The following is a 19,660-nucleotide window of genomic DNA, read 5'->3' as shown; positions in this document are numbered from 1 at the left end:
GATTACCTCAGGTTATATTTTTGATTAGACACCTAAATCATAACACGAGGTCACTATGGATTTTTATCTGTTCAATTTCATTTTACAATTAACCAAATTTTTGAAGGCCTAAAGTTTATAAAAAAAAGTAGTTGCGCACTTATATGTGGTGTGGCAACTACTTTTTTAATATTAATATAAAATTATCTTCAATCAGCGTAAAAATGTTATGGCGGCGAAATCTGTCAACATGGATAAATATTGCGGCCATACACCGAAAACAACTGTGGCTGTCATGCTTATCAGGACTGCGGCACGTACAGCACCTGATATAGTGATGGTACTACCATCGCTTTTACCGGTATACATTACTCTGACAACTTTTAGATAATAGTATACGGACAGCATAGACATGATGAAACCAACAAAGGCAAGCCATAGATAACCATGTTCAACAACTGCCATAAACAAATACAATTTACCGGCAAATCCTGCTGTAGGAGGAATACCTGCCATGGAAAGAAGCGATACGGACATGACCATGGCTAAAACAGGGGCACTTTGGGAAAGAGCCGTAAATTGCTCGTAATCGGTTCCTTTTTTCTCAAGTGCAACAACGGTAACTACGGCAAAAGCACCTGTATTTGCTAAAACGTACAGGAAGGCATAGAATAAAACACCTTTTAGTCCCTGTGGACTTGCCGCACAAATGCCTACCATCATATATCCTGCTTGGGCAATAGATGAATAGGCGAGCATACGTTTTATATTTTTTTGCTTCATGGCCGCAATGTTGCCGCCTATCATACAAATGGCAGAAAAGACTGCTAAGACTGGCATAAAATAATCGGCAGCGGGGAAGAAGGCTTCAAAAAGTATGCGCATAAATACGGCTATTGCTGCTGCTTTAGAGCCCATGGCTAGGAGTCCGGTTACTGGTACGGGTGCTCCTTCATATGTATCTGGAGCCCACATATGAAAAGGAATAATGGACATTTTGAAAAATATACCAGCAGTTATCATCATCATTCCCGCAATACCTAAAGCAGAGAAAAATTCAGGATTTTTGCATACAACTGCAAAATCGAAACTGTGTGCTGTTCCGTAGATGAGACTTATACCGTAAAGTGTGACTGCCGTTGATAATGAACCTATTATGAGATATTTGATAGCAGCCTCAGATGATTTTTTATTAGTTAAGCCAAAACCTGACAGAGCATAAAAGCTTATTGTCATGAGTTCCAGACCAATAAAAAATGTTAAAAAGTCATTGGCGGAAGCAAGTATCATCATTCCTGTGAGAGCGAATAAAATCATAGAATAAAATTCACTGCTGTATTTCATGGTGTCTATATATTGTAGAGAAAATAAAACGGTCAGTATCACTGCTAAGAGGAAAAGTTGTTTAAAGAAGATAGCATAGTTATCATAATAGAATAATCCCTGATAAAAATATGCTGAGATAGTTAAATGATATTGCCAAAATAAACTTATTGCTAATATAGACAGAACCAATATTGTTATATAGCCCAGAGGGCGGCGTGTTTCTTCAGATGGTAGCAGCAGATCAATTATTATCAAGGCTAAGGCTAAAACTAAAACAGTAATTTCTGGATAAATTACATATAGATTCATTGCTAGATCCCTCCTAATGTGAACAGCAGGGACGGTGCTGCACTTAATCTTTCAAGAAATGGCCCTAAGGGAGAAATGCCGCTGTTTATCGGTGCCATTAAAAGCTGTGGGAAGAGACCGAAAAGAATCAGGATGGTACCTAGCAGAAACAACGGAACTAGTTCGGCCCCTTTGGCATCATCATAACGATCAAAGCTACTATCGCGCGGACCGAATAAGACTTTTTGCAGAACACGTAAAATGTAAATGGCGGTAAATACTATACCGGAGACTGCTATTATTGCCAGAATCGGATATTGGGCGAACAAGCCTACGAAGATTGTGTACTCGGGAATGAAACCGATAAGCCCAGGTAGTCCGACCGAAGACATGCCCGCAAGCATGAAACCGGTTGCTATTTTCGGCATTTGATGTGCTAGGCCGTGCAGTTGGTCTACACTACGCATATGAGTCTTTTCGTATACATAACCAATCATGGCGAAAAATAAGGCACTCATGATGCCATGGGCTACCATATTGGCGACAGCACCACTAAGGCTGATTGTGTTAAGTGCTGCAAAACCGAGAAGTACATACCCCATATGGGAAACGGATGAATAACCAACGACATATTTGAGATCTTTTTGGACTATTGCTACATAAGCAGCATAGATGACATTGGCAAGGCCGAGGATTATAATCAACGGTGCCCAAAATTTCGCACCTGCTGGTAAAATTAAAAGCCCTAAACGGATAAGTCCATACCCACCAATCTTTTTCAAGACACCAGCATGAATCATTGAGACTGCTGTAGGTGCGCCAGCATATCCATCTGGTGACCATGTGTGAAAAGGGAACATGGAGATAAGTGTGCCAAAACCGAGCAGCATGAGGAAAAATACAATTATTTGAAATTGGATGCTCAGCGTTCCATAAAGATGTGCGCTGGAAAGTGTAGCAATATCAAAAGTACGCATACCGGGTGGAAAGGCCTGGAGATACAATGCCACTATACCTACGAGCATGAAAGCAGAGCCTATTAATAGGTAGATAGTAAGCTTCATGCCGGCATATTCTTTGCTTACCCGTTTGGTGGAGCCCCATACAATTACCATTATATATATAGGGATAACTACCAGCTCATAGAAAAGCAAAAAGATGAATAAATCCAGAGCAATAAAAGTACCTGTAACACCTGCGATCAACAATAAAAGTAAAATGAAAAATTCTTTAGGCCTTTTGTTAATATTCCAGGAACTAAAGACAGAGGCTAAACCGATTATATCGGTTAAGAAAAGCATTGGCAGTGATATGCCATCGATACCAACAGCATAAGAAACACCCAAGTCGCTTATCCACGGTATCTTTTCAACAAATTGCATACCTCCTGCCGAACTATCATAGTTTATGTACACATATATAGTTAGCAGAAAGCTTATCAGCATGGCTATAGCGGCTACTAATTTTATTGCCTTTTTTGAAGTCGGTGGAATAAAGAACAAAAGTAATATTGCTAGAATAGGCGTTAGCAGAATAGTTGATATAAAAGGGAAATCCATTGTTATAAAGCACCTCCTCCGGCAACGATGCCGCTTATTGTATTAAAATATAAAATACCGCAAAGCAGCAGAATGACTACACCGCAAAAAAACGCAGCCGCATATCTTTGTGTTTGTCCGGTTTGTAATTTTCCCAAGAGGATGCTGAGAAACAATACTAACCCTGAGACAGCATTTACTATTCCATCAATGATGTATATATCAATGAAATACATAATCTTACCTATTCCGTCGATGAAGATGCGACACAGAAGGGCATAAAATTCATCGATATAATATTTGTGAAAGCTCACTGTATATAAGATGCCTAGCTTATTGGCTATATAGTCTGCGGACCATCTTTTCCGGACATATATATTCCAAGTCAAGGCAAAGGCAAGCAGTGGCAGCAACGTAGAAAGAATAGCTATAGATAGGTTCATATGCTCTTCCAAAGGGGCACCGAAACGAATCCAGTAACCAAAGTCACATATGTAACCCCAAAGGCCGCTGCCAAATGATAAAATCGCCAGTATTACCAAAGGAACCTGCATGAAATAGGAGATATTGTGTAGTTTGGCTTTTGTTTCTTCACCAAAGAAAACAACAAATAACAGTCTGGACATATAAAAGGCCGTCATAAAGGCTGTTAATGTGGCAAGTAAATACATTGGCGTGCTAACTGACAGGGCTGCTGATAAGATTTCATCTTTCGAAAAGAAGCCTGCAAACGGAGGAATTCCCGATATCGCCAGAACCCCAACTGTCATTGCAGCGAATACTAAAGGAATCTTTTTGCGCAATCCGCCCATTTTGAAAATATCAGCTTCTTCACTCATAGCATGCATGACAGCACCGGCACAGAGGAAGAGCAGTGACTTGAAGAATGCGTGTGTAAAAAGATGAAAGAGTGAGGCTGTGAGTGAACCTACCCCTAAAGCCAGCATCATATAGCCTAGCTGGCTTATTGTCGAGTAAGCCAAAATACGTTTTATTTCTCGCTGGGAGAGAGCAATGCTCGCACCGAAGAAAGCAGTAAAGGCACCTACCCAGGCGATAAGCTCCAGTAACGCAGGAACCGAGGCAAAGAGAAAATAAGCTCTTGCTACCAGATATACACCAGCTACTACCATTGTCGCTGCGTGTATCAAGGCAGAAACAGGTGCAGGCCCCTCCATGGCATCAGGAAGCCATACATGCAAAGGAAATTGTCCCGATTTGCCGATTGGCCCTATAAAAAGTAAGATGCCTATTACGGTCAGTGTGCTCGTTCCGTAAGAGGCAATATATAAGGGGAGAATTTGCTTTAGCTCAAGAAAATCGACAGTACCGAAAACTGTTTGCAATAGCAAAATACCGATTAATAAGCCAAAATCACCTATGCGTGTAGTGATAAATGCCTTTTTTGCAGCTTCTCTTGCGGCGATGCGTTGATAATAAAAACCTATCAGTAGATAGGAGCAGAGTCCCACCAGTTCCCAAAATATATACATCTGTACGAAATTTATGGCTATATTAAGGCCAAGCATGGAGGCACTGAATAAAGATAAGTAGGCAAAGAATCTGCCAAAGCTCTTATTTCCCTGCATATAGCCGATAGAGTATATTTGCACAAGCAGAGAAACAAGTGAGACAACAAATAGCATCATTACTGATAACGGATCTATTAAAGCACCCATCTCAAAATGCAAACCGGCAATTTCTGCCCAAGTCACGCGTTGGATGAACGGTGCATCTACGCTGATACCACTGTTTAAAACTGCAAATGCAGCAAATGTTGATAAAATAAAACTGACAGCAGAGGCAAGAACTGCTATAAAGGCTGATATAGCTGCCCACCTTTTAAAGAACAGGCCGATCAGCACAAACGCTATAGCCGGTAATAAAGGAATGAGCCATGTGTTAGTAAGTGCAAAATGTTCCATACTTTTGCCTCCTATCCTTTCATGCTGTTTAATTTATCAATATTAACCGTTTGAAAATCACGGTAAACGCGGAAGATCAATGCTAATCCCACTGCAACTTCAGCAGCAGCCACTGTGATGGAGAAAAGAACCATAAGCTGTCCTGAGAGATTAGGCGTAGGTAGAAAATGATTAAATGCTACCAGATTGATATTTACAGCATTGAGCATTAGCTCTATGCACATCAATATTGAAAAAAGATTTCTTTTTATCAGTATGCCGTATAGGCCAATGCAAAAAAGTGCGGCACTTATAATCAGAAAATGCGTTATACCTATAGTCATTTTTCGTCGGCTCCTTTCGCCAAAACAACAGCACCTATCATAGCAGCTAAAAGAAGCACGGCAGCTATTTCAAATGCCAGCATATAATGTCCAAGCAAAAGATCTGCCAGCCCTGAAACGGTGTCACCGGATAGAGCAATTATATTGTTAGTAGTCGGCAAAACTTCTGAGTTTACAAATATATAGGCCAATAGAAAAAATAGTAAACCTGCTAAAACAGATGCGCGCAAGATATATTTCTTTTCCGGCATGTTTGTTCTTTCCATAGTGGTTCTTCTTGTTATCATTATGCAGAGGACAATCAAAATGACTATGGTTCCAGCGTAGACCATTATTTGCACTGCTGCTAAAAAATCTGCACTAATCATTGCATAAAGGCCGGCAATAGACAGGAAACAAACTACCATAAAAAGTGCCGAATAAACGAGGTTTCGGCAATAGACGATAGCCAATGCGGAAAGCAGCATGACTGCAGCTAAAAAGTAAAATAATGCTGGATTTAGATCATTGTTCATTATTTATACCCTCCTTGTTTCTGGCAACTGCGTCATATGTCAGGTCTTCTTTGTAATAGCAGGCGTTTTCATAATTTTTATCCCAGCTGATTGCTTTCGTCGGACACGCTTCTACGCAAAAATTGCAATACAAACAGCGTCCTGATTTGTGCACATACTTTTTCATATGGCGTTTTTTCTGGTCGTCAACTTCAACTGTTAAAGCCAATGCTGCATTGGGACATGACATGGCGCACAATTTACAGCCAATGCATTTTTTTTCATTTAAGACGAGTCTGCCGCCACGGAATAAATCACTCATCGGCAATTTTTCTTCTGGATATTGAACGGTTTCTTTCCTGCCAAAAAAATGCCTGAGCGTGACGGACAGGCCGATTAACAAACCTTTACCCTGCATGTTATTCACCTCAATATATCCATTTGTAAATATAAATGCCTATTCCCGTAGCCATTATATTAAAGAGTGCCAGCGGCAGTAAAACTTTCCAGCTTAATGCCATCATTTGGTCAATTCTGGTGCGTGGAAATGTCCAACGAATCCACATGAATATGAAAATGACGATTAAAACTTTTATAATAAACCAAATTATTCCTGGCAGAAATGGTCCCTGCCAACCGCCTAGAAACAAAGTAACGGTCAAGATAGCTGCGGCGAGGAGGTTTGCGTATTCCGCAAGGAAAAATAAAGCCCAGCGCATACCACTGTATTCCGTAAAAGGTCCGGCTATTATTTCTGCTTCACCTTCGACAAGATCAAAAGGTGTACGGTTGGTTTCCATTAGCATAGCTATAATAAAAATAATAAAAGCTAAAGGCTGGACACAAACAAACCATACGTTCGTTTGTGCGGAGACAATGTCACTCATACGTAAAGATCCCGTCACCATTACGACTGCCAAGATAGAAAAAGCTATTGGGATTTCACTGCTTAACATTTGAGCTACAGCACGCATAGCTCCCATAAATGAATACTTATCTTCTGAGGCATAACCACCAATCAGAAACATTAGTACTCCCTGCGACATAATTGCCATTACAAAAAATACACCGATGCCTATATCTGCAAAAATAGCTCCTTCGTCAAAAGGAAATACCGCATAAACGAGTGCTGCTGGGATAAATAACAGCATGGGAGTCATTCCCCACAGCAACCGGTTAGCCTTTTCTGGGACAATGTCTTCTTTGGACATCAATTTTATCATATCGGCCACTGTCTGTAAGAGACCAAACGGGCCTACGCGGTTTGGCCCTAACCTGTCTTGGATAAAACCGCAGATGCGTCGTTCCATATAAACTTGTATAATTACGGCTAAAGAAATAACTGCGAATATAGCTATTATTTCCAGCAACACCATGATTAACTGTGCTGCGAAACCGTGCCCTAAAAGAGATTCAATCAATCCGGTAATAAAAGCTGCCAGACTTGCCAATAATCCTGTATGCATATTTTCACCCGCCTTTTTTTTAGAATTTCAGCAATCAACTTCACCCAAGATAGGATCAATGGTAGACATTGCTACCACTACGTCACCTACCAGATAACCACGGCACATCGTATCCAATGCCTGTAAATTGATAAATGATGGTCGGCGTATGTGGATACGATAGGGTTTTGCTGAGCCGTCACTTACTATATGATAACCAACTTCACCGCGTGGGCCTTCGAGCGTATCATATATTTCACCCTTTGGCGGGCGTAGCACTCTTGGAACTTTTGCCGTAAATTCTCCTTCTGGCAGGCCGTCAAGAGCTTGTCGGATTATTTTGGCGCTTTCGGTTATTTCTTGCATACGGACAATATATCTGTCCAAATTATCACCTGTTTTGCCGAGTGGTATAGAAAAATCAAAATCGTCATAAGAACTGTAGGTATTTTCTTTGCGCAGATCATAATTAACACCGCTGGCTCTCAGCATTGGGCCTGTTACTCCCAGATGAAGTGCCTGCTCCGCAGACAATAGGGAAGTCCCTTTTAGGCGGTGCTGGAAAAACTCATTGCCAGTGAGTAAATCATTGTATTCGTCCAGCATGGAAGGAAGAGCAGATAAGAAATGATTTATCATATCAATTATCTTGGCGGATAAATCATTTTTGACACCACCGATTCGTATGTAACTGTAAGTCATGCGAGCACCGCAAAGCTCGTTGAAAATATCTAGGATTCGTTCTCTGTCACGGAAAGGATAAATCATACCTGTGGTCGCCCCAATATCGACAGCCAAAGAGCCAATAAAAATCATATGGCTGGCTATACGGTTTAGTTCAGCCATAATGACCCTTAAATACTGTGCCTTTTCGGGAACTTCTATGGCAGCAAGTTTTTCTACTGCGTGGCAGTATGAAAAATTATTGTTCATTGCCGATACATAATCTAATCTGTCAGTATAGGGCAGGCACTGAAAATATGTCCGCTGCTCCATTAATTTTTCGATACCGCGATGTAGGTATCCCATGCAGGGGACGGCTTTAATAACTTTTTCACCGTCCAGGGTAAGTAATACCTGTAGGACTCCATGTGTACTGGGATGGACAGGTCCCATAGATAATTGGTAGGTTTCTGTTTTTATCATTTTTCACTGATGCCCCCTTTTTCGACCTGCTTATAAGATTTTTGCAGAGGGTGGCCGATAAAATCGTCAGGCAGTAATATACGTTGCAGATTGGGATGGCCTAAAAAATTAATTCCCATAAGGTCATATTGCTCCCGTTCCTGAAAATCTGCTTCCGGCCAAAGTTTTGTCAGTGTTGGGATATTAGGGTCAGTTTTGGCTAAGGCTATTTTGACCATAAGTTCTTCGTTGTTGGTACGATTGGCAAGGTCATAGACCACTTCAAAATGATCATCATAATCGACTGCCGTGATATTGGAAAGCATATCAAATTTGTAACGTATTTTTAGAGTATGCATAATTTCCACAAAAACTTGCTGTTTAAGGATAATGAGTGTTGGTTTTTCTAATGTATCATCAAAATCCATTTCACTGGGGAAATCTTTTTTTAATGCATAAAGTTTGTCTTTTGCTAAATATTTTCTTTTCATTTCGCTGTCCTTTGCACTATTTCAGGATGGCGTATTTTTTCTTTTAGCTGGAGCATTCCATATATTAAAGCTTCAGGGCGTGGTGGACATCCTGGGATGAAAACATCAACTGGGATGATTTTATCTATGCCGGGCACTACTGAATAAGCATCAGCAAATGGTCCGCCTGCGTTGGCACAGCTGCCCATAGCGATTACGTATTTTGGTTCAGGCATCTGTTCATAAAGACGTTTTAAAGGAGGTGCCATTTTCCATGTCAATGTTCCGGCAACAATAAATAGATCAGCCTGCCGTGGTGATGGGCGAAAGACTTCATAACCAAATCGTGCCAGATCAAACCTTGCGGCAGCTGCACACATCATTTCTATGGCACAGCATGATAGGCCAGAGGTCAAAGGCCAAAGAGAATTACTGCGGGCCCATTTAAAAAGGCCGTCAATTGTTGTGATCATGACATTGTTTTTTAGCACTTCCGGTACTAGATCGACTATTTCCATGTTAAAGCCCCCTTTTTCCATGCATAGGCCAGTCCTATTGCCAATATGCCTGCGAAAATAAACATTTCTACAAGCGCAAATAATCCTAGATCGTTAAATTTTACGGCCCACGGAAATAAAAAAATGGTTTCTACATCAAAGACTACAAAAATTATTGCATATAAAAAATAACTGATCCTGTATCGTATTATGTTGCGGCCCACTGTATCAACACCACATTCATATTGGGAGTTCTTTTCTTTATTGGGTTGACGCGGTTGAATGATTAAGGGAACTATCATCGCCATGATGGGAAAGATTGTTGCAGCGATAAGCAGGATAAATATTTTTGCGAAATATGACATCTTATCACCTCCCTTTAGTAAGTTTTAGCCAGCTGGTTGTATAATGTTGTCTTTACGAAATTATGTTATACAATAACCAAAAAGGGCAATCAATTTATAACATAATTATATATTATTGTAAAATAAATATTAGTTATTTAAAAAGCGGATCTTAAAAACTTTCATTTATACTATTGTAGCAAAATTACAATAATAATTATAGACTATATTTCATATAATTTTAAAAAGTGCTATATAATGTCTCGTATATATTATATTTTAGTATACATTCTTCTGGGATTATTAAAATAAACCATTATTATATTATAAAATAAAAATATTGAAACCTGATGTTACGACAAGTAAATTTACTTGACAAAGATTTCTTGTTCAGCTATAATGTTCCGTAGTTTAAAATCGGTTGCCGAGGTGTTCAACGTGTTAGACAATTTTTTACGTCTGAGCATGCTTTTTGATTTTTATGGAGCGCTTCTCACGGAAAAACAGCAAGATTGTCTCAGGATGCATTTATATCAGGATCTATCCCTTTCAGAAATAGCATCACTGATGAATATTTCTAGGCAGGCTGCTTATGATACGCTTCACCGTTGTGAAATTATTCTAGAAAATTATGAGATGAGATTAAACGCAGTAGAAAAAAATAAATTGTTTAGAGAATCGCTGAAAAAAATTCTAACAGATGTGGAATCGCTAAGGGAGAATTTTCAGGTGGAAAAACTTGACAATGTAGAAACGAAAATAAAAAAAATGTTAAATTGTTGATTTTGAAAGGAGGAGCTTAATTGATTTTTGAGTCTCTGGCTGAGAAATTGCAGAATACTTTTAAAAAGCTGCGTGGGCATGGACGGCTTTCGGCAGAAGATGTCAATGCGGCGATGCGTGATATTCGGATGGCATTGCTTGAGGCTGATGTTAATTTCAAAGTAGTAAAAAGTTTTGTAGCAAAGATAAAAGAACGTGCTATCGGCGCGAATATACTAGAAAGTCTTACACCAGCCCAGGCTGTAATAAAGATAGTTAATGAAGAGCTTACTGAATTAATGGGTGGAACTGTCAGCCGTATAAATATTGCGGCGAACCCGCCTACTATAATAATGATGGTCGGCCTGCAAGGCGCAGGAAAGACCACTTCGGTTGGCAAGCTTGGCACCATGCTTAAAAAACAGGGTAAGCATCCTTTATTTGTTGCAGCTGATGTCTATCGTCCTGCTGCCGTAAAGCAATTGCAGGTTATCGGTAAACAACTGGATATTCCTGTTTTTTCCATGGCGGAAGGATCTAATCCAGTTACGATCGCAGAAAAATCTCTGGAACATGCACATTCACATGCTAATGATGTTGTCATTATCGATACTGCTGGGCGCCTGCATATAAATGAAGAGCTTATGCAGGAATTGAAGTTTATCAAGGATAATGTCCATCCGCATGAAATTCTGTTGGTAGTGGATGCGATGACGGGGCAGGATGCAGTCAACGTTGCGGAAAGCTTTAATGCTGACCTTGGCCTTGACGGTGTGGTTTTGACAAAGATGGATGGAGATGCCAGAGGCGGCGCAGCACTTTCTGTTAAAGCGGTCACCGGTTGTCCTATAAAATTCGTTGGGACAGGCGAAAAACTTGACGCGTTGGAACCTTTTTATCCTGACCGTATGGCTTCCCGTATTCTCGACATGGGCGATGTTCTTTCTCTTATCGAAAAAGCGCAGGAAACCTTTGATGCCGATGAAGCCAAAAAGATGGAAAAGGCATTACGCAAGAATCAATTTACTCTGGATGATTTTTTAAATCAGATGCAACAAGTAAAAAAACTGGGTTCTCTTGATAAAATTTTGGGTATGCTGCCGGGAATGGGCGGACTCAAAAAGAAGCTCGGCGATGTTGATATGGATTTAAAAAATAATAAGGAACTTGCCCATATTGAGGCAATTATAAAAGCGATGACTCCTGCGGAAAGAAGTAATACTAATATCATAAATGGCAGCCGCCGTAAGCGTATAGCAGCAGGCAGTGGAACCAGGGTGCAGGATATTAATAAGCTTTTGAAGCAGTTTGCTGAAATGAAAAAAATGATGAAGAAAATGACCGGAGCCAAAGGGAAAAAGGGACTGAAGGGGTTTCCTAAAGGCATGCAGAATATGAAGTTTCCATTTTAAGGAGGTGAATCTCAAATGGCAGTAAAAATTCGTTTAAACAGAATGGGTGCTAAAAAAAATCCGTTTTACCGTATCGTTGTAGCTGATTCCCGCGCTCCGCGCGATGGACGTTTTATCGAAATTGTAGGCAGCTATGATGTAACAAAAGAACCGGCTGTTGTAAATATAGATGAAGAAAAAGTCATCAATTGGATGAGTAAAGGTGCACAACCGACCGATACTGTAAAGACATTATTAGCCAAAAAAGGTATAATAGCTAAATTCGCTGAATTTAAAAAAGCGAACAAGTAAGAAAGAGGCTATGATATGAAACAGCTTATTGAGCTTATAGCAAAGTCTTTAGTAGACAATCCAGACATGGTAATCGTTAATGAAAAAGATGACGGGAAAACTGTTATTTATGAACTTTCCGTTGCTGACGATGATATGGGAAAAGTGATTGGCAAACAAGGCCGTATTGCTAAGGCAATGCGGACTGTCGTAAAAGCCGCGGCAGCTCGTGAATATAAAAAAGTCATAGTTGAAATCATCTAACACACAGCGGCAAAAAACTTTGTAAAAAGTCTTGCCGCTGTTGTCATATATTAATAAAAATCAGGAGGTTTCTAAAATGGAATCGATAACTCTGCAATGCCCTATAACGGTGAAAGCAAAGGTTACTGAAAAATTTAAAACGGACATGATGCATAGTCTTAATCGGCAGATAGAGAAGATTGATGCTGAAATTTCTCGTATAGAAAAAGATATGAAAAAAGTTTTGACTGAACAAAACACAGGTGATGTTCAGCGTGTTTCCATGCTTTTACAACGTATGGAAGAAGAAAAACAAAAAAGATTATCTTTTAAAGAAAACCTTAAAAATAAAATCACTGATACTGAAGAATTAGAAATCGGCGCGGAAATTGTGCAAGGCACATTACAACGTTTGGTAGAAATAAAAATAGGTGATACCATGCCGGAAATAATGAATACGGAGCTTTTGGTTGAAGATGGAAAAATTATCGAAATGCGTGACTGATAAAAATTTCATAATCATCGGCAAAATAGGTAAACCACATGGCATCAAGGGAGATATACGTGTTTATCCGCTTACGGATTTTCCCGACAGGTTTGCGAAACTCACTACTGCGTATATAGATGAGCTGCCTGTAAAAATAGAGTTTGTTCAGAACCATAATGGTGTGCTCATTATGCATATACAAAATTTTGACAGTCGTGAAAAATCAGCTGCCTTAACAGGAAAGTTTTTGCAGGTACCACGTGCAGAAGCAGCACCTCTTTCGGCGGGTGAATATTATACATTTGATATAATCGGGCTTGCTGTTTATGATGAAAAAAATACAAAGCTGGGAACAGTGACCAATGTATTAAAGACAGGCAGTAATGATGTCTACGTTGTTGAAAAACCAGAAGATGGCGGAACGATTTTACTGCCAGCCTTAAAAAAGGTAGTTACCAAAATCGATATAAAAAACAAGCGGATGGACGTCATATGGACAGATGAGCAATAGAATGAAAATAGATATAGTCACATTATTCCCCGAAATGTTTAATGGGCCTTTTAACAACAGTATTATTGGCAGAGCTGCTGATAAGCATATCCTTGATATAGCTTTTACTAATCCGCGCGATTTTACTTATGATAAACATCATCAGGTTGATGATGTTCCTTTTGGCGGTGGAGCTGGGATGGTTTTAAAACCTGAACCTTTTTTTCGTGCAGTAGCAAACATAAAAAAAACGCTGGCACCGGAAAGTAAGTCACGGATACTGCTGATGTGTCCTAGTGGCCAGCCTTTTTCACAGCAGAAGGCTAGGCAATTGGCGCAATATGATTCACTGCTATTCATTTGCGGCCATTATGAAGGCTTTGATAATCGTATAACGGAGAATTTAGCAGATGAAGCTATTTCCATTGGTGATTATGTTTTGACCGGTGGAGAACTTGCTTGCATGGTAGTTGTCGATGCGGTTTCCCGTATGTTGCCTGAAGTTCTCGGTTCTGAGGAGTCGGCGGTTACCGATTCTTTTTATAATGGAATTTTGGAACATCCACAATATACAAGGCCGCGGGAATATAAAAAAATGCAAGTCCCAGATGTTTTATTTTCAGGTGACCATGCTAAGATACGGCTTTGGCGTAAGCGTAAGGCTCTTGAACTGACGCTGTTGAAACGTCCCGATCTGCTTGAGAACTATCCTTTGAGCGAAGATGAATTAGCTTTGCTCAAAAAAATAAAAAATGATTGCACCCTAATTTAAATTATGCTAAACTTAGAAAGTATTGCAGTCGGTCCTCTGGTCTTCATTGCCACGAACGGCTGATATTAAGGAGGAAAAATAATGAATATTATCCAAGTTTTAGAACAAGAACAGCTGAAAAAGGATATTCCCCAATTTCAGCCTGGAGATACCGTACGTGTACATGTAAAAGTAGTTGAAGGCACCCATGAACGTATTCAGATGTTTGAAGGCGTGGTAATTGCCCGTCAAGGCAGCGGTGTACGTGAAATGTTCACTGTAAGACGTGTTTCTTATGGTATTGGGGTAGAACGTACTTTCCCCGTGCATTCTCCGCGTTTAGAAAAAATCGATGTTATACGCAAAGGCGTTGTGCGCAGAGCAAAACTTTACTATTTACGTAATCTTACAGGTAAAGCTGCCCGCATTAAAGAAAGACGTTGATAGTTTTATTATCGGGGACTGCGGCTTTACAGCAGTCCTTTTTGTTTTATTTGTTTAGTAAGTGAGCGCGAAAATAATTTTTATGTTGAGGAATATACATTTCCTATAAAACTGTAATATTTATCGAAAAATTTATCCATTGGAGGCTAAATATGAATAAATCGTTAGGCGCAGAAATAAAGGATTGGATCGTATCAATAGCTATCGCAGTGGTCTTGGCTTTAATTATACGCCATTTTATTGTTGAATTGTATCTCGTTGACGGTCCGTCTATGCAGCCAACGTTGATGAACCATGAACGCCTAGTAGTGAATAAATTTATTTATCGTCTGCGTGAACCAAAGCGGGGAGAAATATTGGTATTCCAGTATCCACGTGATACCAGCCGTGATTTTATTAAAAGAGTAATTGCCGTTCCAGGTGATACTATCGAGATCAAAGATGGACATGTTTTTGTCAATAATGAATTACAAAATGAACCTTTTATCCTTAGCCAAACAAGGGGCGACTATCCGCTTACCACTATTCCTGACGGACATATTTTTGTGATGGGCGATAATCGTAACAATTCTGAAGACAGTCGTTTTCCAGATGTTGGTTTTGTGCCGTTCAATTTGATAAAAGGAAAGGCTGTTCTGGTATTTTGGCCATTGAGTGAATTACATACATTGGCTATGAATGTTCAGGATAAATGATTTTAATAAATTTGTTCCGGCGCCGGTAAAAGAACCGGCGTTTTTTTATCCGCTGCGAGGTTGATATATTTGGTAAAGCTTTACAGCTAATGATTTATTTATTGGAGGTCTAAATGGAAAAACGAAACCATGATGTGCCATTAGTTCAGTGGTTCCCCGGACATATGGCAAAAGCCCGCCGCCTTATTGAAGAAAATTTAAAGCTAGTCGATATTGTAGTTGAACTTTTGGATGCGAGAATTCCTCTTTCAAGTTCCAATCCTATGTTAAAAGGGTTGATAGGCAGCAAGACACATGCTATTGTTTTGAATAAGGCTGATCTAGCAGACCCTGGGATAACACGTGAATGGGTGGAATTTTATAAACGTATGGGGAAGTCAGCCTTAGCCGTTAATTCTGTACAGGGAAAAAATATCAAAGAATTAATAAATATGATCAACACTTTGACGCAGCGGCAAACGTCAAAATTTGCAGCACAGGGAGCTAGACCGCGTAATGCCAGAGCAATGATCGCCGGAATTCCTAATGTTGGCAAATCTTCCCTTATAAACCGTTTGGCTGGTTCTGCTGCCACTAAAACAGAAAATCGCCCGGGGGTAACGCGGGCTAAGCAATGGATACGTATAGGTAAAAATATAGATTTGCTGGATATGCCTGGTTTATTGTGGCCTAAATTTGATGATCCTATAGTAGGGCTTAACCTTGCATTTACGGGAGCTGTCAATGATGATACCTATGATAAGGAAAAAGTGTCATTGTTGTTGTTGGACTATTTGAAAGAACATTATCCAAAACTTTTGGAAGAACGTTATAAAATTGATGCATTGCCGGAAGATACAACCGAATTGTTTGAATTGATAGGAAGAAAACGCGGCTGCATAATCAAGGGTGGAAGAGTAGATGAGGAAAAAATTATAACTGTTATCTTTACGGATTTCCGCAACGGGCGGTTGGGAAAAATTTCTCTCGAAGCTCCATCAGTATAATAAAAAATATAAACATAACAAAGGAAAAATACATCTTATACCGAATTGGTAATAAGGTGTATTTTTTATAGGTGAAAATTATGGATAATAAAATAAAATTATCAGTAAAAGAAATTGCTGATAAACTTTTTCATTCTGGAGCAGACACAGATTTTATGGAACTGTTGCAGCATGATGAACGTAAAGCTGTTCACCATCTCCTTGTTCGCTACGATAAGGAATTAAAGGAAAAGGAACGGTTGCATGAGTTATACAAATATGAATATGCATTTGAGCAAAAGGGTTTTAAATATATAGCTGGTACAGATGAAGCTGGCCGTGGTCCCTTAGCGGGTCCCGTTGTCGCTGCAGCTGTCATTTTACCGATTGGCTGTTATATCCCGCGCCTGAATGATTCTAAAAAATTGTCCGCATCTGCCCGTGAAAAGATTTACGGGCAGATTTTAGCAAAAGCAATTTCCGTAAGCAGAGCAATAATAGATGAGAAGACAATTGACCGCATAAATATCTACCAAGCTTCAATGAATGCCATGTATGAAGCTATTTATAAACTAGATGTGAAACCGCAGCAAGTATTGATAGATGCAATGCCGCTCAATGCGCTTGATATTCCCCATCTGTCAATTATAAAAGGGGATGCGAAGAGTGCTTCTATAGCTGCGGCATCTATAGTGGCAAAAGTAGAGAGGGATCATCTGATGGATGAATATGCTAAGCAATATCCTGAGTATGATTTTTCCAGCCATAAAGGATATGGTACTAAAAAGCATATTGAAGCATTGCGCAAATATGGACCATGCCCGTTGCACCGGCGTTCTTTTGAACCAGTAAAATCGATGATAAGTTAATCTGATGGAGGAGTGTCTATGCCTATACAGCCAGGGATAAATCCAGCTAATGCAGCCAGTCAGCAGCCAACCGGTCCGATTGATAAAAGAAATGTTTCTGCGCAGACCACAGATGTGTCTGGCGCTCTTCCGCAGACTGATGTTGCCATAAAAAACGCGGTTGGTGATCTTGCAGGAATCCTTTCGGAAATTACCAGTACCCAAAATGGTAATATTGAGGATATGTCTCCAGAGATACAAAAACTGGTACAACAAATTTTACAGGACTCTTTTTCTGTTGACAAAACGTTGGCCCAAAGCCTTGGCGATACACTACAGGCAAGACGATATGCTTTTGACCAACTGGCTTCATTGGGGAAAATGCTGTCGCAGCTTGGCGAATTGGCAGAGAATGGGAGTTATACAGGCTTGCCGGATAATGTCAAAACATTGTTAAATAATTTTCGGTCAGTTTTGACACAGGATAATCAGTATCCAAGCACAGTTGATCTACTAAAAACAGCCTTTAATCTACTCAATGACAAAGCCGTAGCTGACCTTCCAGAACCGCTCCAAAAGCTGGCAAATATATATTTACCAAATAATGATGCTTTTGCAACCGCTAAAGTGGATACTACAAACGGGATGCAGGGCAACCAAAATAATAACATACAGGTACTAAAAAATATTTTAAATACTTTTTTTACTGATGATACAGCACGTGCGTACGATAATAAAAATGTAATAGGCAGACAAGCAACGCCTGCCAGTACAGAACCATCTTCGCAAACCACTGTTTCGACACCGCCGCTTACTGTTGAAAACAAAAGTGGGGAACAAACTGTTTCCTTAAAACCAAATACAAACGCTGGTGCTGATACTGCGGCGCAGCAGGGAGCTGCTGGTGCGGAAGAAAAATCTGTTGCTGTTACCGCTAAGGGAAGTGTCCCAGAGAGTACAGAGTCAACAACTAATATTGTTGCTGCACAAAAAAAGGCGGTTGGGAATGAAGTAATTTTGCCTGCAAATGCTGCTAAAACTGCCCCAAATATTGTACAGCAGGGTCAACCATCCGGAGTGGGAACTGGCACAGGCGAGCCTATGGCGAGTAGCAGTATGTTAGAAGCACAACTGCCAGATTTTATAAATAACACAGCAAAGTCAGTTGGTTCGTTGCGTGATTTAGGGCAACTGCTTTTACAGAATGTGGAACTGAGTGCGCAAGACAAGCTGCTTTTAAGGAATTTTGTAAATGATAACCAGCAGTTGTTATCACCTAAGGATGCAGCACAGTTGCAAAAGGTAATGCAGGTAGTAGAAAATAATATTCCCGGAATAGTGTTACAGGCAGCAGCTAAACACAATATGCCTAATCTTGCTAAATTATGGGCATTTGTACAATTGAGCGATATTAGCACAATTGATGATAAGGCTGCTTCTTTAAAGCAAGCTGGTGACAATGTCAGTAGTTTTACTAAAATGATGAATAATTCATTTCCTACTGATTCGTCTGCGGCATTATCACAAAAATCACTTGATTTTATTCTTCCCGTATTTTTAGATGAGCAAAAAAGTTATCCTGCTTATGTAAATATTTATAATGAAGGACACCATAATCAAGAAACTGGCGAAGAACAGTATGAAACTTGGTTCCGGGTTTGCTGTCTTACTGAAAATGTAGGGGCTGTAGAAATTGTTCTGCGCTTATATAATAAGCAACAGCTAAATGTTCGGTTATCTTTTTCTTCAAAGGACACAGCTGTATCTTTTGAAGATTATTTACCTAAATTACGTTCTTATCTACACAGTACAAAGTTGAACCTTACTGAACTAAAAATTGGCACTATTGATTAAATAAAGCAGCAGGAGTAAGAGATCATGGAAGACCACAATAATGGACAAAACTCGGTTCCCGATAAGAAGGCAGTTGCTCTACGCTATAGGGAAAAAGAGGGTAAAGCACCTAAAATAGTTGCCAAGGGAAGAGGCTATACTGCTGAGAGCATATTACAGGCAGCGCAGCGGAGTGCTGTGCCTGTGTATCAGGATAAGACACTGGTCAGTATGCTTATGGCACTGGAACTTGATAGGGAGATTCCTCCTGAGCTCTATGCTGTCGTCGCCGAAATACTCGCTTATGTATATCGGCTTGATAAGCGTAAAAAGCCAGATATAAAATTATGAAGAAAAGAAATATAGGCCGTTTGGGAGAAAATATTGCGGCGGATTATTTAAGAGACTGTGGTTATCAGATATTGGCTATGAATTATACCGCAAAATGCGGTGAGATAGATATTATAGCTAAACATGAAGACCTGATTGTTTTTGTTGAAGTGAAAACAAGAAAAAATTCACTTTATGGAACGGCTGCCCAAGCTGTTGATTACAGAAAACAGAAAAAAATAATACGTACAGCATATCTATATATTACACTCCAGCAGTACGATGTTTCCTATCGGTTTGATGTTATAGAAATATATTATAATTTTTTCGGACAATATAAATTGAATCATATAGAAGGAGCTTTTGAAGTTTAGTA

The 19,660-nt window shown here is 39.7% G+C and carries 25 protein-coding genes; 14 read left to right on the top strand and 11 right to left on the bottom strand.

Annotated features, from left to right (window positions below; translation table 11 throughout):
- Positions 1-192: 192 nt before the first annotated feature.
- Genes EDC37_RS06510 through EDC37_RS06460 form a run of 11 tightly spaced genes read right to left on the bottom strand, consistent with a single transcriptional unit; the run spans position 193 to position 9,775 of the window.
- Positions 193-1,614 carry an NADH-quinone oxidoreductase subunit N gene (locus tag EDC37_RS06510; protein WP_132549220.1) on the bottom strand — a complete coding sequence of 474 codons (1,422 nt, stop codon included), beginning with the start codon at positions 1,612-1,614 and terminating at the stop codon, positions 193-195.
- A 2-nt stretch (positions 1,615-1,616) separates the two neighbouring features.
- The gene (locus tag EDC37_RS06505; protein ID WP_132549217.1) at positions 1,617-3,152 is read right to left on the bottom strand and encodes a complex I subunit 4 family protein; all 1,536 of its coding nucleotides are present in this window, start codon (positions 3,150-3,152) and stop codon (positions 1,617-1,619) included.
- Positions 3,153-3,154: 2 nt separating this feature from the next.
- Positions 3,155-5,056: an NADH-quinone oxidoreductase subunit L gene (gene nuoL / locus EDC37_RS06500; RefSeq protein ID WP_132549214.1), complete on the bottom strand. Its 1,902-nt coding sequence runs from the start codon at positions 5,054-5,056 to the stop codon at positions 3,155-3,157.
- An 11-nt stretch (positions 5,057-5,067) separates the two neighbouring features.
- Complete coding sequence (gene nuoK, locus EDC37_RS06495; RefSeq protein WP_132549211.1) at positions 5,068-5,379, bottom strand: NADH-quinone oxidoreductase subunit NuoK; 312 nt, start codon at positions 5,377-5,379, stop codon at positions 5,068-5,070.
- Entirely contained in the window at positions 5,376-5,894 is a 519-nt protein-coding gene (locus EDC37_RS06490) for an NADH-quinone oxidoreductase subunit J family protein (protein WP_132549209.1), read from the bottom strand. Before EDC37_RS06490 ends, nuoK begins: the two co-directional genes overlap by 4 nt.
- A complete protein-coding gene (locus tag EDC37_RS06485; protein WP_132549206.1) occupies positions 5,884-6,291 on the bottom strand; it encodes a NuoI/complex I 23 kDa subunit family protein in 408 nt (135 codons plus the stop codon). The genes EDC37_RS06490 and EDC37_RS06485 overlap by 11 nt, the downstream gene beginning before the upstream one ends.
- Positions 6,292-6,301: 10 nt before the next feature.
- Complete coding sequence (gene nuoH / locus EDC37_RS06480) at positions 6,302-7,339, bottom strand: NADH-quinone oxidoreductase subunit NuoH (protein ID WP_132549203.1); 1,038 nt, start codon at positions 7,337-7,339, stop codon at positions 6,302-6,304.
- 27 nt (positions 7,340-7,366) lie between these two features.
- Positions 7,367-8,464 carry an NADH-quinone oxidoreductase subunit D gene (locus EDC37_RS06475; protein ID WP_132549200.1) on the bottom strand — a complete coding sequence of 366 codons (1,098 nt, stop codon included), beginning with the start codon at positions 8,462-8,464 and terminating at the stop codon, positions 7,367-7,369.
- Positions 8,461-8,934, bottom strand: a complete 474-nt coding sequence (locus tag EDC37_RS06470; protein WP_132549197.1) for an NADH-quinone oxidoreductase subunit C — start codon at positions 8,932-8,934, stop codon at positions 8,461-8,463. The genes EDC37_RS06475 and EDC37_RS06470 overlap by 4 nt, the downstream gene beginning before the upstream one ends.
- Entirely contained in the window at positions 8,931-9,431 is a 501-nt protein-coding gene (locus EDC37_RS06465) for an NADH-quinone oxidoreductase subunit B (RefSeq protein ID WP_132549194.1), read from the bottom strand. The genes EDC37_RS06470 and EDC37_RS06465 overlap by 4 nt, the downstream gene beginning before the upstream one ends.
- On the bottom strand, positions 9,422-9,775 hold the full coding sequence (locus tag EDC37_RS06460; protein WP_132549191.1) for an NADH-quinone oxidoreductase subunit A: 354 nt from the start codon (positions 9,773-9,775) through the stop codon (positions 9,422-9,424). Before EDC37_RS06460 ends, EDC37_RS06465 begins: the two co-directional genes overlap by 10 nt.
- Positions 9,776-10,192: 417 nt before the next feature.
- On the opposite strand from EDC37_RS06460, the gene ylxM reads away from it, so the two are divergent.
- The 14 genes from ylxM to EDC37_RS06390 all read left to right on the top strand — a co-directional run bounded on the left by ylxM (position 10,193) and on the right by EDC37_RS06390 (position 19,658).
- The gene (ylxM, locus tag EDC37_RS06455) at positions 10,193-10,537 is read left to right on the top strand and encodes a YlxM family DNA-binding protein (RefSeq protein ID WP_132549188.1); all 345 of its coding nucleotides are present in this window, start codon (positions 10,193-10,195) and stop codon (positions 10,535-10,537) included.
- A 20-nt stretch (positions 10,538-10,557) separates the two neighbouring features.
- Positions 10,558-11,928, top strand: coding sequence for a signal recognition particle protein (ffh, locus tag EDC37_RS06450; protein ID WP_132549185.1), 1,371 nt, complete (start codon positions 10,558-10,560; stop codon positions 11,926-11,928).
- Positions 11,929-11,943: 15 nt separating this feature from the next.
- Positions 11,944-12,219, top strand: coding sequence for a 30S ribosomal protein S16 (gene rpsP, locus EDC37_RS06445; RefSeq protein ID WP_132549182.1), 276 nt, complete (start codon positions 11,944-11,946; stop codon positions 12,217-12,219).
- A 15-nt stretch (positions 12,220-12,234) separates the two neighbouring features.
- Positions 12,235-12,462: a KH domain-containing protein gene (locus tag EDC37_RS06440; protein WP_132549179.1), complete on the top strand. Its 228-nt coding sequence runs from the start codon at positions 12,235-12,237 to the stop codon at positions 12,460-12,462.
- Between the two features lie 76 nt (positions 12,463-12,538).
- Positions 12,539-12,946: a YlqD family protein gene (locus EDC37_RS06435; RefSeq protein ID WP_132549176.1), complete on the top strand. Its 408-nt coding sequence runs from the start codon at positions 12,539-12,541 to the stop codon at positions 12,944-12,946.
- Positions 12,918-13,439, top strand: coding sequence for a ribosome maturation factor RimM (rimM, locus tag EDC37_RS06430; protein ID WP_132549173.1), 522 nt, complete (start codon positions 12,918-12,920; stop codon positions 13,437-13,439). Before EDC37_RS06435 ends, rimM begins: the two co-directional genes overlap by 29 nt.
- Before the next feature lies 1 nt (position 13,440).
- Positions 13,441-14,190, top strand: coding sequence for a tRNA (guanosine(37)-N1)-methyltransferase TrmD (trmD, locus tag EDC37_RS06425; RefSeq protein ID WP_132549170.1), 750 nt, complete (start codon positions 13,441-13,443; stop codon positions 14,188-14,190).
- A gap of 81 nt (positions 14,191-14,271) precedes the next feature.
- Positions 14,272-14,613: a 50S ribosomal protein L19 gene (gene rplS / locus EDC37_RS06420; protein WP_132549167.1), complete on the top strand. Its 342-nt coding sequence runs from the start codon at positions 14,272-14,274 to the stop codon at positions 14,611-14,613.
- Positions 14,614-14,765: 152 nt separating this feature from the next.
- Complete coding sequence (gene lepB / locus EDC37_RS06415) at positions 14,766-15,308, top strand: signal peptidase I (RefSeq protein WP_132549164.1); 543 nt, start codon at positions 14,766-14,768, stop codon at positions 15,306-15,308.
- 113 nt (positions 15,309-15,421) lie between these two features.
- On the top strand, positions 15,422-16,294 hold the full coding sequence (ylqF, locus tag EDC37_RS06410) for a ribosome biogenesis GTPase YlqF (protein ID WP_132549161.1): 873 nt from the start codon (positions 15,422-15,424) through the stop codon (positions 16,292-16,294).
- A gap of 80 nt (positions 16,295-16,374) precedes the next feature.
- A complete protein-coding gene (locus EDC37_RS06405; protein WP_132549158.1) occupies positions 16,375-17,142 on the top strand; it encodes a ribonuclease HII in 768 nt (255 codons plus the stop codon).
- 18 nt (positions 17,143-17,160) lie between these two features.
- Positions 17,161-18,975, top strand: a complete 1,815-nt coding sequence (locus EDC37_RS06400; RefSeq protein ID WP_132549155.1) for a hypothetical protein — start codon at positions 17,161-17,163, stop codon at positions 18,973-18,975.
- A gap of 24 nt (positions 18,976-18,999) precedes the next feature.
- Positions 19,000-19,305: an EscU/YscU/HrcU family type III secretion system export apparatus switch protein gene (locus EDC37_RS06395; protein WP_132549152.1), complete on the top strand. Its 306-nt coding sequence runs from the start codon at positions 19,000-19,002 to the stop codon at positions 19,303-19,305.
- A complete protein-coding gene (locus tag EDC37_RS06390; protein WP_132549149.1) occupies positions 19,302-19,658 on the top strand; it encodes a YraN family protein in 357 nt (118 codons plus the stop codon). The genes EDC37_RS06395 and EDC37_RS06390 overlap by 4 nt, the downstream gene beginning before the upstream one ends.
- Positions 19,659-19,660 lie beyond the last annotated feature (2 nt).

It is taken from the genome of Pectinatus cerevisiiphilus (assembly GCF_004341685.1).
GTDB lineage: Bacteria > Bacillota > Negativicutes > Selenomonadales > Selenomonadaceae > Pectinatus > Pectinatus cerevisiiphilus.
Note: the sequence above shows the minus strand (reverse complement) of the source record. Positions and strands in the feature narration are given on the sequence as shown.